Raw genomic sequence first — 12,116 nt, 5'->3', positions numbered from 1 at the left:
CGCCCTCAGCGATCCTTGTTCCGGCGTCCGAACAGCTCGTCGGCACCGGGCAATCGATTGTCGACCGCTTCATCATGCCCGGTCCCGTTGGAAAGAAAGACAAGACCCATCAGCGCCCCGGTCAATCCCATTGTAAAGGCAGCCCCCAGCGCGACGGCGATGAAAAAGTGGATCGAGGCGTCCGGGTATAGGAACCAGAGCAAGCCCACCAAGAGGGCGACTGTTGCCAAGGTTACCGAGGCCAGCAAGCGCATGATCTGCCGAAATCGTCGCCAGGCGTAGGCGGCGTTTTCGGGATCATCGAGGGGGGACTTGCGGACCATGTGTGTCCAATGAGCGCGTCAGCGCGCCTTGGCAATGGCGCAATGCGCATCATTCGATGCATCGGATTCGCCTTTTCAGGCGATCAGTGGCACTCTCCCCAGCGGGAAAGAGGAGTGAAAGCCATGAACATCGCAAACATAATCGCGAGCCGTCGAGCCACCGAAATCATATCATGCGACGTCTCGACATCGGTTGCGGAGGCCATTGCGATCCTTGCAGAACGCCGGATCGGGGCCATGCCCGTCATGCGCAACGGATCGGTGGCCGGGATCATTTCCGAACGCGATGTGATCTACCACCTCGCTAGCGATGGAAAAGACTGCCTGGATGGCCCGGTCGGAGCCATCATGACGTCGCCGGTGATTACCGTTGAACCCTCGACTACGGTGGATGAGGCGCTTGCTTTGATGACACGGCGGCGCTTTCGCCATTTCCCGGTGGTTGAAAACGGGTCGCTGCGCGCTTTCATCTCGATCGGCGATCTCGTGAAGACACGCATCGACGAAGTGGAGCACGAGGCCGAGGCGTTGCGCCAGTATATTCAAACCGGCTGATCGGACTTTCCCGCTCGGATCTTGAGGTTGCGACCGAGGACACTTAAATAAGGCCCATGGCCGAAACGCTCACCCTCACCCCAGCCGCTGCGAAACGGATCGCGGCGATTGCGCAAAAGCAAACCAAGCCGGCGATCCTGCGTCTATCGGTCGAGGGAGGCGGGTGTTCCGGTTTTCAATACAAGTTTGAGATGGCCGAGACCGCCGAAGGTGAAGACGCTGTGAGCGAAACCGACGGGGTCAAGCTTGTGGTCGATCCGGTCAGCCTTGATCTCGTCGGAGGCAGCGTCGTCGACTATGTCGAGTCGCTCGGAGGGGCGGCCTTTCGCGTGGAAAATCCCAAGGCGGCAGCCGGCTGCGGCTGCGGCTCCAGCTTCGGCATATAGGCCGTCCGCTTTGCGTTTGCGTTGGACGAGGCGCAGGGCTTGCGCCATGGTCGCCGCATGAAACTTGCCAGCTTCAACATCAATGGGATCAAGGCGCGCCTGCCCCGCCTCAAGGAGTGGCTTGAGGAAACGCGCCCCTCGATCGCCTGTTTGCAAGAGATCAAGAGCCAGAACGAAGGTTTTCCGGCTGAAGAGTTCGACAACCTTGGCTACCAGGCCATCTGGCACGGGCAGAAGGCGTTTAACGGCGTCGCAATCCTTGCGGACACAAAGGCAGGTTACGCGATCACGGAAGTGCAACGAGGACTCGGCATCGACGGCCCGAAGGAGGGAGAGGGAGAGCAGGCTCGCTATCTTGAGGTCAATGTCACCCATGATGGCACCCACGTTTCGCGGATCGTCAATATCTACCTTCCCAACGGAAATCCGCAGCCCGGTCCAAAATTCGACTACAAGCTCGCCTGGATGGAGAAGCTGCGCTCGCGCATGGCGCTGATTTGGAGCGAAGAAGTGCCAGCAGCGGTGCTAGGCGACTACAACGTGATCCCGTTCGATGATGACACCTATTCCGTCAAGGCGATGGCGAGCGACGCGCTCATGCAGCCGGAGAGCCGCGCTGCCTATGCGCGCCTCTTGGCGGATGGATGGACCGACGCGGTGCGCACCCTCAATCCACGCGGCGGCGTGTGGACGTATTGGGACTATCAGGCGGGCGCGTGGCAGCGCGACCATGGTTTTCGGATCGATCACGCGCTGCTTTCGCCCGAGCTTGCGGACCGGTTTCTTGCGGTAGGCGTCGATCGCGACCATCGCGGGCGCGAGAAGGCCAGCGATCACGCCCCGGTCTGGGTCGAAATCGCCTGATCAGACCGCGTCGGCGCGCTGTTGGCGCCTCCAAGCTTGTCAGCGGTAGAAAATATGGGTGTCGATTTGCGCCAACCGCTCTTTGCGACGGCTCCACTTGGGGCGCACATATTTGGCGTGGAAATACACCGCGTCCTCGACCTCGGATTCCCACAAGCCCTCATGGGCGATCTGGGCGATCGCCTTGGCTCGGTGCCACGCGCCCGAGGAGGTGCGAATGCGCGGCATGCGACCGTTTTTGACAAATGAGAACTGCGCGCGCTGGTAGACTACGCCGCAATAACTCGCCGGCCAGCGCGTATCCTCGCTGCGATTGATCACAACGTTCGCAACCGCCAACTGGCCCACGAGGGGCTCGCCGCGCGCTTCGAAGTAAACCGCGCCAGCCAGACACTGCATTTGATCGCTGAGTGCTTCTGGCTCAAGGGTGCTGACGAGCTCGTTCAGCGAAGAAGCGTTGGCCGCCTCGTCTTCCGGGAGTTCCTGAACAACCGCGTTCGAGACGAATTCGATCTCGCTCTCGACCACTGCATCCAGCGGCACGACTTCAAACGGTTCTTCCGCCAGATCAACAGGGTCATCGATACGCTCGGGAGCGGCGATGGTCACATCATCGGAACTGGCCTGCGCGAAGGCTTCACCGCCTTCGGCACCGGAGAAAATCAAACTGGCGGTGGCCAGAGTGGCAACCGCGCCAAGGGAATAAGTCCTACGACTCATGAAAACACTGTATTCGTGCGGTGAGCGCGCACCGACGCAGACCCGGAACCTTCGCGATTGTTTCGCTCATTTAGGGATGGTTCTCTATCGCCTGCCGGCCGCTCCCCGTCTGCGTGCCGAAGGAATGACCGAATTGCCATTCCTGCGGCCTCCGCTTGGAAGCAGGCCCTCAATTAGTTTCAAAAGATACGAAATCAAGCTATTTCGGCAAGAGCTCGATAAACCGTTCCGCATCGGCGATATCCACCTCGAGAATCCAGATGTCCGGATCCTGATCGCGTCGCCGATCGAGATATTCGGAGAATTCCCGAGGGTTCTCCCGATTCTCTGCCTTCGTCGCAACAAAGGATCGCGTGCCATCAAGCTGTGGCATGCGCTCATAAAGCGTCGCGCCTTCGCCGCGATGCATTGTTACCAGAAGCAGAGTGCCAGCGTCGGGTTCGCCTTTCGATAGGACCACCGCAGATCCACCGTTTGTCTCGGCCAGGCGGATAAGGCTGCCGACTTCGAGATGAGCGGGAAAGCGCATAGGGTGCGAGCGCTAGGGCTCGGGCTGGTCCGAATAGCCGGGCAGCCCCGAAAGCGCGATTCGCGAGCGCATGAATGTGCCCGTACCCCGACCGATTTCGTCTCCCTCGGCATCGATCAGGCGCGATTCGGCGACAAAGACCCGGCGCCGACCGCTCACCCATCGACCTTCAGCGATAACCTCACCCGCCCGCACGGGCTTGGTAAAATTCATGTTGAAGCTGGTGGTGAGAAGAAAAAAATCGGTCGAAAGCGTGTTGGCGGCATAAAAGGCGGCGTCATCCAGCATCTTGAAGTAAATGGTGCCGTGGGCAGCGCCCGCCGCGTGGAAGTCTTGCTCGCTGACGTCAAAGTGCAGCCGAGAGACGCCCTTCTCGATGATACTGAGCCGGGAAGCAAACTTGGAATTTATGGGGGCAGACGCGTAAAGTCGCTCCAGCGCCCTGTAATGGAGCCGCGCGCCAGCCTGGTCTGCCGCGTCGGACGCGGAATCAGGCGGCATCGCGCAAGAATTGATTTGTCAAAAGGGCAAACAACGCTTCCGTGTCATCGGCGTCCATCAACGCCTGGAGCATCGCCTCGTCACGCAAAAGCCGCGAGATGGCGGCAAGCGCATGCAGATGGGTGGCTCCGGCGTTTTCGGGCGAAACAAGGCCAAACACCAGACCGACGGGCTGCGCATCAGCCGCTTCAAAGTCGCAAGGGGTATCAAGCTTCAGCAACGCAAGCGTTGGGCGCTTGACGGCATCGCTTCGGCAATGCGGGATTGCGACGCCCTTCCCGAACCCGGTGCTGCCGAGCGCCTCACGCTGCTCAAGCCCTTCGAGCACTTCGGAAGCTTTCAGACCATAAACGTCGCGATAAAGCTCGGAAAGTTGCCGCAGAACGGAGTGTTTCGTGGCCTCGTCAGCGCGTTCCGATCGGTTTATGGCAACCGCTTCAGGCTGCAATGCGATATTGACGTCCATGAGAGTACGAAGTCCCGTTTATACGATCCGAGGGGTTCAGCACAGGCTGACAGCCACCGCGGGCGTAAGGGGGTGCGGTGGTTATCAGCCTAGCCGTGGATACAGGTCTCCACACCAAAAGCCGGGCATGAGGAATTCCGGCGGATGTCAGCAAGACCCTATCGTGGTTCGACCCAACCGATCGAACCATCCGAGCGGCGGTAGACCATATTATGTCGCCCGGTTCCAGCGTTTTTAAAGAAGAGGGCGTTAGCGTTGCGTAAATCGAGCATCATGACTGCGTCAGCGACGGAGCCGGTTGGGATGTCAACGCTGGTTTCAGCGATCACGGGAGCGGATTCAGCGCTCGCTGCCTCTTCGCTGTCTTCGGTCACAAATACGTCCGCATCGAATATCGTGTAGGCCGCTTCTTCCTCGGCGCGAACCGAGAGGGCGCGTTCGTGTCGGTCCTTCAATCTACGTTTGTACCGGCGCAATTGCTTGTCGATTTTGGCCGCGGCGGCGTCGAGCGCGACATGCGCATCGTGCGCTTCGCCCTGCGCCTTGAGAATTGTCCCCTGCGTGACGTGCGTAACGATGTCGCATCGAAACGCGCCGGCGGCGGCCTTGCCGAAGGTCACGTGGCTCGAGAGCGCTCGATCGAAGTATTTCTCAACAATTGTGCCCAGCCGGTCCGTGGCGTGTTCCTGAAGCGCAGCGCCGGTTTCAACCTGATGCCCTGAAACGCGGATATCCATTTCTGCTTCGCCCCTTTTCTAAGCATAAGGTACATTGTTACGGCATTTTTTGCCATATGGGTTCTTCGAGATCCTTGATGAAGCGAGCGTGACGCGCAAGTTCCTCGGCGCTCGCAGCGTGCGGGCGCGGGTCGCGGCGGGTGCGGTTTGCGGCGGCCCGACCAGCCTCGATAGTGGCCGGGGCCGTCTCGGTAGACGGGCTGATACTTTCGGAGGCCAATTCAAGCCCAATCTGACGTCCGCCGGTAAGCTCAATGTAAACCTGCGCGAGCAATTCCGCGTCAAGCAGAGCTCCGTGCTTGACCCGATGCGAGCGATCCACACCGTATCGCGTGCACAAAGCGTCTAGCGAATTCTTCGCACCGGGATGTTTCTTGCGGGCGAGCGCGACCGTGTCCACCATTCGATCAAGCCCGATTAACTCGCGGCCAAGGCGCTCAAGCTCCGCGTTGAGAAAACCAAAATCGAACCCGGCGTTATGCGCCACCAGCGGCGCATCGCCAAGAAATCCAAGCAACGCATCAACACTCTCCGAGAAAAGCGGCTTGGTAGCGAGGAAAGCGGAAGAAAGGCCGTGCACCGCTTCCGCTTCAGCTGGCATGTCGCGTTCGGGGTTATAGTAGGCGTGGAAAGTCTCACCGGTCGCAACCCGCCCAATCATCTCCACACATCCTATTTCCACAATTCGATCGCCGGTTTTGGGATCAAGGCCAGTGGTTTCGGTATCGAAAACGATCTCTCTCATCCCGCGTACTATCCGCTCAATCGCGGACCTGCGCAAGGGGCAGTGAGAGCTGTAAGAACGGTTATTGTGCCTTGGCGAGCAACGCTTTGATCAAGGCTTTGACTTGTGCGCGTGCCTCTTCAAGTGAGGTGCCGGTATCGATCACGTGGTCGGCCCGCGCGCGCTTCTCCGCGTCGGGTGTTTGAATGCCCAGGATGCGCTCGAATTTCTCGCGCGTCATACCGGGGCGCGAGAGCACACGCTCGCGCTGCGCCTTGGCCGGAGCGGAGACTACCACCACGCTATCCACCGCTTCGTTCCCTCCGCCCTCGAACAAAAGCGGAATGTCGAAAACGAGCAGGGGTTCGTTGGCGTTCTCTGCAAGAAACCTCGCGCGCTTCTGGCCCACAGCCGGGTGGACAATGGCTTCGAGCGCCACGCGTTTCTGGGCGTTCCCGAAGACAAGCTTGCCCAGCGCCTCGCGGTCCACTCCGTCCGACCCCGTCGAACCGGGAAAGGCCGCCTCAATGGCGGGAAGAAGCTCGCCGCCAGGTCCCTGCATCGCGCGCACTTCAGCGTCCGCATCGAAGACAGGCACGCCTTCGTCCTTGAACATCTCGGCGACGGTCGACTTGCCCATGCCAATCGAGCCCGTCAGGCCGATTATATAAGGCCGGGACGGCGAAGGGGGGCTCATACCATCAGTCTTTCGCGCAGCTCGGCATCGTGTTCGCGCGGCGCTTTGGCGCCAAAGAAGATCTCGAACGCCGCCGCCGCCTGCCCGATCAGCATGGAAAGGCCGTCAATGGTGTCGTACCCAGCCAAGCGCGCGGCCTGGAGAAACGCCGTGTCCACCGGATCGGTGACGATATCGTAGGCGATGGCTCCGGGCGGGGCGTGCGTCCAGTCGAACGCAAGCGCTGGCTGGCCGCGCATGCCCAGCGGGGAGGCGTTGACCACCAGGTCGAGGCACCCTTCACGGTTATCGAAGGCGAAGTCTGTCGGCACAGCGAAGTGATCGAGATGAACCGCGTGATGCTCTCCAACCGGCGCAAGCTCATCAAGCAGAGCGCGGGCCTTATCCGGGTTGCGACCCGCCAGAACCAGAGTGAAACCCTCATCATAAAGCGCCGTCACGATCGCGCGGGCCGCACCACCCGTGCCCAGAATTCGAGCCATGCGAAAAAGGTGCTTCTCGGAAAGCTTGCCGCGCAAGGGCTCAAGAAACCCGGCAGCGTCGGTGTTAGCCCCCACCAGGCGCCGATCGAATGCGGGATAGATCGTGTTTACAGCGCCAATACGCTTCGCAGCATCGTCAACAGAGGCGAGATGCGCCATCACCGCCTGTTTGTGCGGCATAGTAACGTTGCAGCCGCGCCAATGGGGATCGTCAGAGACACGGTCGCAATAGGCCGCCAACTCTCTAGCAGCGACGCATTCGGCGGTGTAATCGGCTTCAATTCCAAGCTTTTCCAGCCAGAAGCCGTGAATGGCCGGCGATTTCGATTGCGCGATGGGGTCGCCGATGACTTGGGCGTAGGGACAGGTCATCCGAGCAAGGCACCCTCTTCGCGCAAGGCTTGGAGCACGGGTAGCAAAGGCATGCCGAGAATTGTGAACTGATCGCCCTCGATCCGCTCGAACAGCTGCACCCCCATCGCCTCGATCCGAAACACGCCAACCGTGTGACCCACTTCGGGCCATTCGGCGTCGAGATAGCGGTCGATGAAGGTCTCGGACAACTCGCGCACGTGCAAAACTGCCCGGCTCGGCGCGCTCCACACGCAGGTATCACCGCGCACAAGCGCGGCGGCGCTGTGCAGTTCAAGCGGTCTGCCCGAAAAGAAGCGCAGATGCTCGACCGCGTTGTCGCGACTGGTGGGTTTGTCGAAGCGCTGTCCATCCACGACCACAAGGGAGTCGCTGCCCAGAACCAAGCGATCCGGATGAAGCGCGGCGAGCGCCGCTGCTTTGGCCACGCTGAGCGCTTCGGCAACCTCCGGGGGGCTTGCGCCGGTCAGTCCTTCTTCGATCGCGCGCTCGTCCACTTGCGCCGGGATCGCCTCGTACTCAACGCCCGCCGCGTCGAGCATGGCCCGGCGCGAGGCCGACTTGGAGGCAAGAATCAGTTCGGGAGCGCTCATATCGGTTTTGAGACGCCGCCTTCCGCCGGTTTTTGCGGGCGTCGGCGATCCTGAACCAGTCGGATAATGGCGGCCGCGCTTTCCTCGATCGAGCGGCGGGTCACGTCGATTACCGGCCAACCGTTGTCCGCAAACATCCGGCGGGCAAAGAGCAGCTCCTCTTTCACGCGCTCATTGTCGACATAGGACGTTTCCGTCCCTTCGTTGAGCGACAGCAATCGGTTGCGGCGGATTTGCACGAGGCGTTCGGCCGCTGTGGTGAGGCCGATGACAAGTGGATGGCGCAATCCGAAAAGTTCGGCCGGGGGAGGGCTTTCGACGACCAGTGGGATGTTGGCGACCTTGTAGCCGCGGTTCGCCAGATAAATGCTCGTCGGCGTCTTGGAGCTGCGCGACACGCCGGCAAGAACGATATCGGCCTCTTCCCAGTCCTGATAATTCACCCCGTCATCATGCGCGATCGTGTACTGGATCGCGTCCACGCGCTTGAAATAGTCGGCGTCCATCGCGTGCTGGCGTCCCGGACGCGCTACAACCTCCTGCCCCAGCTGCGATTCCAGCGCGGTTGTCACCTGATCGAGGACGGCCACGGCGGGCAGGCCCAGATGACGGCAATGCTCTTCCAGCCGCTCGCGCGTCTCCGGGTTCACAAGCGTGTAAAACACGAGACCCGGATTCTCGGCGAGATCGGTCACAATGCGATCGAGGTGCTGCCTCGAGCGGACCATTGGCCAGAAATACCGGCTAACGCTCGGGTTCTCGAATTGCGCGAGCGAGGCTTTCGCAATCATTTCAAGCGTTTCGCCTGTCGAATCCGAAACAAGATGGAGGTTGAGCCGATTCATGCGATTCGTCGGGTGTTGATGCGTTGCCCTGTGGAAAGTCGCGCGCATAAACCACGGGAGAGCGCCGACGACAAGCTGAGGAGCGAATTGGCTCCCCGCTCGCAGCAAATTTACCCGGGTGGTTTCTCGACACGAAATCGCGTTTGCACACAGGGTGACAAGACCGGGGATAGATTGCGATTGACACAGGACGCGTGCGGATTCGCCCCTGTGCGCAAAAGCTGTTCACAGTCGAACAAATCGTGCAGGGAATTGCAATTCCCGCTTTCCACAGGGCCAACCAAACCCATCATCCCTTTATAAATATCATTTATTTGTTTTAAGGATCGCCCATGCCTGGCCCTTTGCTCGACACCTTGAAGGGTGTGAAACAACCCGTCGCTCCCGTATGGCTCATGCGTCAAGCGGGGCGCTATCTTCCCGAATATCGAGAGCTGCGTGCGGAAAAAGGGGGGTTTCTCGAGCTCGTCTACGACAGCGAGGCCGCCGCTGAGATCACGGTCCAGCCAATCCGTCGGTTTGCGTTTGATGGGGCCATCTTGTTCTCCGATATCCTGATCGTCCCCCATGCGATGGGTCAGGGATTGGCGTTTCTGGCCGGGGAAGGGCCCAAGATGAGCCCGACTCTGCTGGAGGCCGACCTGTCTGACTTTGCGCCAGCGCACGAACGCTTTGATCCGATTTATGAAACCGTGCGTCGAACCCGCGCCATGATCGGTGATGAGGTCACCATGCTTGGCTTTGCGGGGTCTCCCTGGACAGTTGCAACCTACATGATCGCAGGCGAGGGATCGAAAGATCAGGGCCCGGCGCGCTTGCTCGCTTATCGCGATCCGGGCCGTTTGCAGGCCATTTGCGACGCGATTTCAGAGGTTTCGATCACCTATCTGCGCGGTCAAATCGATGCAGGGGCCGAGGCGGTGCAGTTGTTTGACAGCTGGTCGGGAAGTCTGGCACCCGATGAATTTGAACGCTGGGTGATCGCGCCCAACGCCAAGATCACCGAAGCTCTCAAGCAATCGCACCCGGATACGCCGGTTATCGGTTTTCCAAAGGGTGCGGGAGCGAAACTGCCTGCCTACGCGCGAGAGACCGGCGTGGACGCCGTGGGTCTTGACGAAACCCTGGATCCTGTGTGGGCGCACACTTCGCTGCCAGACGGAATGCCGGTTCAGGGCAATCTCGATCCGTTGCTGGTCGAGGCCGGGGGTCCCGCCTTGCCCGAGCGATGCCGAGCGATCCTGAAGGCGTTCGAAGATCGCCCGCACGTCTTCAACCTTGGCCATGGGATCGGGCAGTTTACGCCGATCAGCCACGTTGAAGAGCTTCTGTCGGCGGTGCGAGGCTAGAGTGATGGACGCTCTTCTGTCTGTCAGCGACTGGCTACGCGTTGGTCACGTGATCTTTATGGTGTTCTGGCTCGCCGGGCTTTTCATGTTGCCGCGACAATGCATCTACATGCTGGATCACGCGCCGGGGTCTCCGGGCGAAGTGAAATGGGCCAATCGCATGGGCAAGCTGCGCAAGATCATTCTCACGCCCAGCCTCATTCTCGTCTGGGTGCTTGGGTTGGCGATCGCGATACCGGGAGGCTATTTCAGCGGCGCGGGCTGGTTGCACGCCAAAGTCGCTCTGGTTGTGATCTTGTCGGGCTATCACGGTTGGCTGGTGGCGCAGACCAAGAAGATGGCCCGCGGGGAGCGGCCCTTGAGCGAAAAAACGCTGCGCATCATTGGCGAAGTGCCGGGCCTTTTGCTCGTGCTGATTGTGGCTCTCGTTTACATCAAGCCGTTTTGAGCTCGATTGCCCGGACCACGCCGTAATCTCGGATTGACCGCAGGGCTTTCGAATCGTATTTTGTGTTTGTCACCCCGGATGTAGGTCTGCGCGATCCGCGCGCAGCCGGTCTGCTTTCTCCAAGCCCAGCTATTTGTCGCCCATTCGCGGCAAGGCGCCTCCTTCAAAGAGGTACTGACCACCGGTTCTTCCCTGGCGCTCCGATGCAGCGGGCGCTTCTAGTGTCTGGAAATATTTTCTAATGCATCTCAAAGACTTAAAACAGAAAACGCCGGCGGAGCTCGTCAAGATGGCGGAAGAGCTCGGGGTTGAAGGCGCCTCGACCATGCGGCGCCAGGATCTGTTGTTCAGCATCCTGCGCGAACTCGCAGAAGACGACGAGTACGAAGAGAAGATCATGGGGATCGGCACGATCGAAGTGCTGCAAGATGGCTTCGGCTTTTTGCGTTCGCCCGAGGCAAACTACCTCGCCGGCCCGGACGATATCTATGTTTCGCCCAACCAGATCCGCAAATGGGGCCTTCGCACCGGCGACACTGTTGAAGGCGAGATTCGCGCACCGAAAGACGGGGAGCGGTATTTCGCGCTGACAAGCCTCAGCACGGTCAACTTCGAAGATCCCGAAGCGGTTCGTTTGCGAACCAATTTCGACAATCTCACCCCGCTCTATCCTGAGAAGAAGCTTAGCCTCGACACGCTTGATCCGACGGTGAAGGACAAGTCGGCCCGCGTGATCGACATCGTCGCTCCGCAAGGAAAAGGTCAACGCGCGCTGATTGTCGCGCCGCCGCGCACGGGTAAAACGGTTCTTCTCCAGAACATCGCCAAGGCCATCACGGACAATCACCCAGAGGTGTTCCTGTTGGTTCTCCTGGTTGATGAGCGTCCCGAAGAAGTCACCGACATGCAACGCAGTGTAAAAGGTGAGGTGATCTCCTCTACCTTTGACGAGCCAGCCAATCGCCACGTCCAAGTTGCTGAAATGGTTATAGAAAAGGCGAAAAGGCTGGTCGAGCATAAGAACGACGTCGTCATTCTTCTCGATTCGATCACGCGTCTTGGTCGCGCCTACAACACCGTGGTTCCCAGTTCGGGCAAAGTGTTGACCGGCGGTGTCGACGCGAACGCTCTTCAGCGGCCCAAACGCTTCTTTGGGGCGGCGCGCAACATCGAGGAGGGTGGGTCACTCTCAATCATCGCGACCGCGCTCATCGATACCGGTAGCCGCATGGATGAGGTCATTTTCGAAGAGTTCAAAGGTACCGGCAACTCGGAAATCGTCCTGGATCGCAAAGTGTCCGATAAACGGATCTTCCCCGCGCTCGATGTCGGCAAATCCGGCACTCGCAAGGAAGAGTTGCTGGTCGAGAAGGACAAGCTTTCGAAAATGTGGGTCTTGCGGCGCATCCTGATGCAGATGGGTACCGTAGACGCTATGGAGTTTCTCTTGGATAAAATGAAGGATTCCAAGACGAACGAGGATTTCTTCGATACGATGAACCAGTAAGCGCGGGGTCAGGGGAGG

Annotated in this window: 17 protein-coding genes; 6 read left to right on the top strand and 11 right to left on the bottom strand. The window is 59.7% G+C overall.

Going from position 1 to position 12,116, the window contains the following annotated elements:
• Positions 1-5: 5 nt before the first annotated feature.
• The gene (locus QNI87_RS08140; RefSeq protein WP_300595679.1) at positions 6-323 is read right to left on the bottom strand and encodes a hypothetical protein; all 318 of its coding nucleotides are present in this window, start codon (positions 321-323) and stop codon (positions 6-8) included.
• Positions 324-446: 123 nt separating this feature from the next.
• Between QNI87_RS08140 and QNI87_RS08135 the strand changes: the two genes are divergently transcribed.
• From QNI87_RS08135 to xth, 3 genes are read left to right on the top strand one after another with little or no spacing between them, the layout of a single operon-like run.
• Complete coding sequence (locus QNI87_RS08135; RefSeq protein ID WP_300595678.1) at positions 447-878, top strand: CBS domain-containing protein; 432 nt, start codon at positions 447-449, stop codon at positions 876-878.
• 56 nt (positions 879-934) lie between these two features.
• A complete protein-coding gene (locus QNI87_RS08130; protein ID WP_300595677.1) occupies positions 935-1,264 on the top strand; it encodes an iron-sulfur cluster assembly accessory protein in 330 nt (109 codons plus the stop codon).
• 57 nt (positions 1,265-1,321) lie between these two features.
• On the top strand, positions 1,322-2,128 hold the full coding sequence (xth, locus tag QNI87_RS08125) for an exodeoxyribonuclease III (RefSeq protein ID WP_300595676.1): 807 nt from the start codon (positions 1,322-1,324) through the stop codon (positions 2,126-2,128).
• 39 nt (positions 2,129-2,167) lie between these two features.
• Here xth and QNI87_RS08120 read toward each other — a convergent pair whose 3' ends face one another.
• The 10 genes from QNI87_RS08120 to QNI87_RS08075 form a co-directional block, all read right to left on the bottom strand.
• Positions 2,168-2,848: a cell wall hydrolase gene (locus QNI87_RS08120; RefSeq protein WP_300595675.1), complete on the bottom strand. Its 681-nt coding sequence runs from the start codon at positions 2,846-2,848 to the stop codon at positions 2,168-2,170.
• Between the two features lie 199 nt (positions 2,849-3,047).
• A complete protein-coding gene (locus QNI87_RS08115) occupies positions 3,048-3,377 on the bottom strand; it encodes a DUF1491 family protein (RefSeq protein WP_300595674.1) in 330 nt (109 codons plus the stop codon).
• 12 nt (positions 3,378-3,389) lie between these two features.
• Positions 3,390-3,878: a PaaI family thioesterase gene (locus QNI87_RS08110; protein WP_300595673.1), complete on the bottom strand. Its 489-nt coding sequence runs from the start codon at positions 3,876-3,878 to the stop codon at positions 3,390-3,392.
• Complete coding sequence (locus QNI87_RS08105; protein ID WP_300595672.1) at positions 3,868-4,344, bottom strand: PTS sugar transporter subunit IIA; 477 nt, start codon at positions 4,342-4,344, stop codon at positions 3,868-3,870. Before QNI87_RS08105 ends, QNI87_RS08110 begins: the two co-directional genes overlap by 11 nt.
• 158 nt (positions 4,345-4,502) lie before the next feature.
• Positions 4,503-5,081 (bottom strand): ribosome-associated translation inhibitor RaiA, encoded by a 579-nt coding sequence (gene raiA / locus QNI87_RS08100; RefSeq protein ID WP_300595671.1) that lies wholly within the window; start codon positions 5,079-5,081, stop codon positions 4,503-4,505.
• A gap of 37 nt (positions 5,082-5,118) precedes the next feature.
• The gene (gene dnaQ, locus QNI87_RS08095; protein ID WP_300595780.1) at positions 5,119-5,838 is read right to left on the bottom strand and encodes a DNA polymerase III subunit epsilon; all 720 of its coding nucleotides are present in this window, start codon (positions 5,836-5,838) and stop codon (positions 5,119-5,121) included.
• Positions 5,839-5,887: 49 nt separating this feature from the next.
• Positions 5,888-6,502, bottom strand: a complete 615-nt coding sequence (gene coaE, locus QNI87_RS08090; protein ID WP_300595670.1) for a dephospho-CoA kinase — start codon at positions 6,500-6,502, stop codon at positions 5,888-5,890.
• The gene (locus QNI87_RS08085) at positions 6,499-7,356 is read right to left on the bottom strand and encodes a shikimate dehydrogenase (protein ID WP_300595669.1); all 858 of its coding nucleotides are present in this window, start codon (positions 7,354-7,356) and stop codon (positions 6,499-6,501) included. The genes coaE and QNI87_RS08085 overlap by 4 nt, the downstream gene beginning before the upstream one ends.
• Positions 7,353-7,949, bottom strand: a complete 597-nt coding sequence (locus QNI87_RS08080) for a Maf family protein (RefSeq protein ID WP_300595668.1) — start codon at positions 7,947-7,949, stop codon at positions 7,353-7,355. The genes QNI87_RS08085 and QNI87_RS08080 overlap by 4 nt, the downstream gene beginning before the upstream one ends.
• Positions 7,946-8,794 (bottom strand): pyruvate, water dikinase regulatory protein, encoded by an 849-nt coding sequence (locus QNI87_RS08075; RefSeq protein WP_300595667.1) that lies wholly within the window; start codon positions 8,792-8,794, stop codon positions 7,946-7,948. The genes QNI87_RS08080 and QNI87_RS08075 overlap by 4 nt, the downstream gene beginning before the upstream one ends.
• A gap of 332 nt (positions 8,795-9,126) precedes the next feature.
• Here QNI87_RS08075 and hemE point away from each other — a divergent pair, with 332 nt between their 5' ends.
• The 3 genes from hemE to rho all read left to right on the top strand — a co-directional run bounded on the left by hemE (position 9,127) and on the right by rho (position 12,098).
• A complete protein-coding gene (hemE, locus tag QNI87_RS08070; protein WP_300595666.1) occupies positions 9,127-10,143 on the top strand; it encodes a uroporphyrinogen decarboxylase in 1,017 nt (338 codons plus the stop codon).
• Positions 10,144-10,147: 4 nt separating this feature from the next.
• A complete protein-coding gene (locus QNI87_RS08065; RefSeq protein WP_300595665.1) occupies positions 10,148-10,591 on the top strand; it encodes a CopD family protein in 444 nt (147 codons plus the stop codon).
• Positions 10,592-10,832: 241 nt separating this feature from the next.
• Positions 10,833-12,098 carry a transcription termination factor Rho gene (gene rho / locus QNI87_RS08060; protein ID WP_300595664.1) on the top strand — a complete coding sequence of 422 codons (1,266 nt, stop codon included), beginning with the start codon at positions 10,833-10,835 and terminating at the stop codon, positions 12,096-12,098.
• The last annotated feature ends 18 nt before the right edge of the window (positions 12,099-12,116 follow it).

The organism is Erythrobacter sp. (assembly GCF_030066995.1).
GTDB lineage: Bacteria > Pseudomonadota > Alphaproteobacteria > Sphingomonadales > Sphingomonadaceae > Erythrobacter.
The sequence above is the reverse complement of the archived record's forward strand: the minus strand, read 5'-3'. Positions and strand labels throughout refer to the sequence as shown.

Excerpts from the sequence above, each read along its gene's own strand:
- QNI87_RS08140 (WP_300595679.1), bottom strand. The coding sequence starts at position 323 with ATGGTCCGCAAGTCCCCCCTCGATGATCCCGAAAACGCCGCCTACGCC.
- QNI87_RS08135 (WP_300595678.1), top strand. The coding sequence starts at position 447 with ATGAACATCGCAAACATAATCGCGAGCCGTCGAGCCACCGAAATCATA.
- QNI87_RS08130 (WP_300595677.1), top strand. The coding sequence starts at position 935 with ATGGCCGAAACGCTCACCCTCACCCCAGCCGCTGCGAAACGGATCGCG.
- xth (WP_300595676.1), top strand. The coding sequence starts at position 1,322 with ATGAAACTTGCCAGCTTCAACATCAATGGGATCAAGGCGCGCCTGCCC.
- QNI87_RS08120 (WP_300595675.1), bottom strand. The coding sequence starts at position 2,848 with ATGAGTCGTAGGACTTATTCCCTTGGCGCGGTTGCCACTCTGGCCACC.
- QNI87_RS08115 (WP_300595674.1), bottom strand. The coding sequence starts at position 3,377 with ATGCGCTTTCCCGCTCATCTCGAAGTCGGCAGCCTTATCCGCCTGGCC.
- QNI87_RS08110 (WP_300595673.1), bottom strand. The coding sequence starts at position 3,878 with ATGCCGCCTGATTCCGCGTCCGACGCGGCAGACCAGGCTGGCGCGCGG.
- QNI87_RS08105 (WP_300595672.1), bottom strand. The coding sequence starts at position 4,344 with ATGGACGTCAATATCGCATTGCAGCCTGAAGCGGTTGCCATAAACCGA.
- raiA (WP_300595671.1), bottom strand. The coding sequence starts at position 5,081 with ATGGATATCCGCGTTTCAGGGCATCAGGTTGAAACCGGCGCTGCGCTT.
- coaE (WP_300595670.1), bottom strand. The coding sequence starts at position 6,502 with ATGAGCCCCCCTTCGCCGTCCCGGCCTTATATAATCGGCCTGACGGGC.
- QNI87_RS08085 (WP_300595669.1), bottom strand. The coding sequence starts at position 7,356 with ATGACCTGTCCCTACGCCCAAGTCATCGGCGACCCCATCGCGCAATCG.
- QNI87_RS08080 (WP_300595668.1), bottom strand. The coding sequence starts at position 7,949 with ATGAGCGCTCCCGAACTGATTCTTGCCTCCAAGTCGGCCTCGCGCCGG.
- QNI87_RS08075 (WP_300595667.1), bottom strand. The coding sequence starts at position 8,794 with ATGAATCGGCTCAACCTCCATCTTGTTTCGGATTCGACAGGCGAAACG.
- hemE (WP_300595666.1), top strand. The coding sequence starts at position 9,127 with ATGCCTGGCCCTTTGCTCGACACCTTGAAGGGTGTGAAACAACCCGTC.
- QNI87_RS08065 (WP_300595665.1), top strand. The coding sequence starts at position 10,148 with ATGGACGCTCTTCTGTCTGTCAGCGACTGGCTACGCGTTGGTCACGTG.
- rho (WP_300595664.1), top strand. The coding sequence starts at position 10,833 with ATGCATCTCAAAGACTTAAAACAGAAAACGCCGGCGGAGCTCGTCAAG.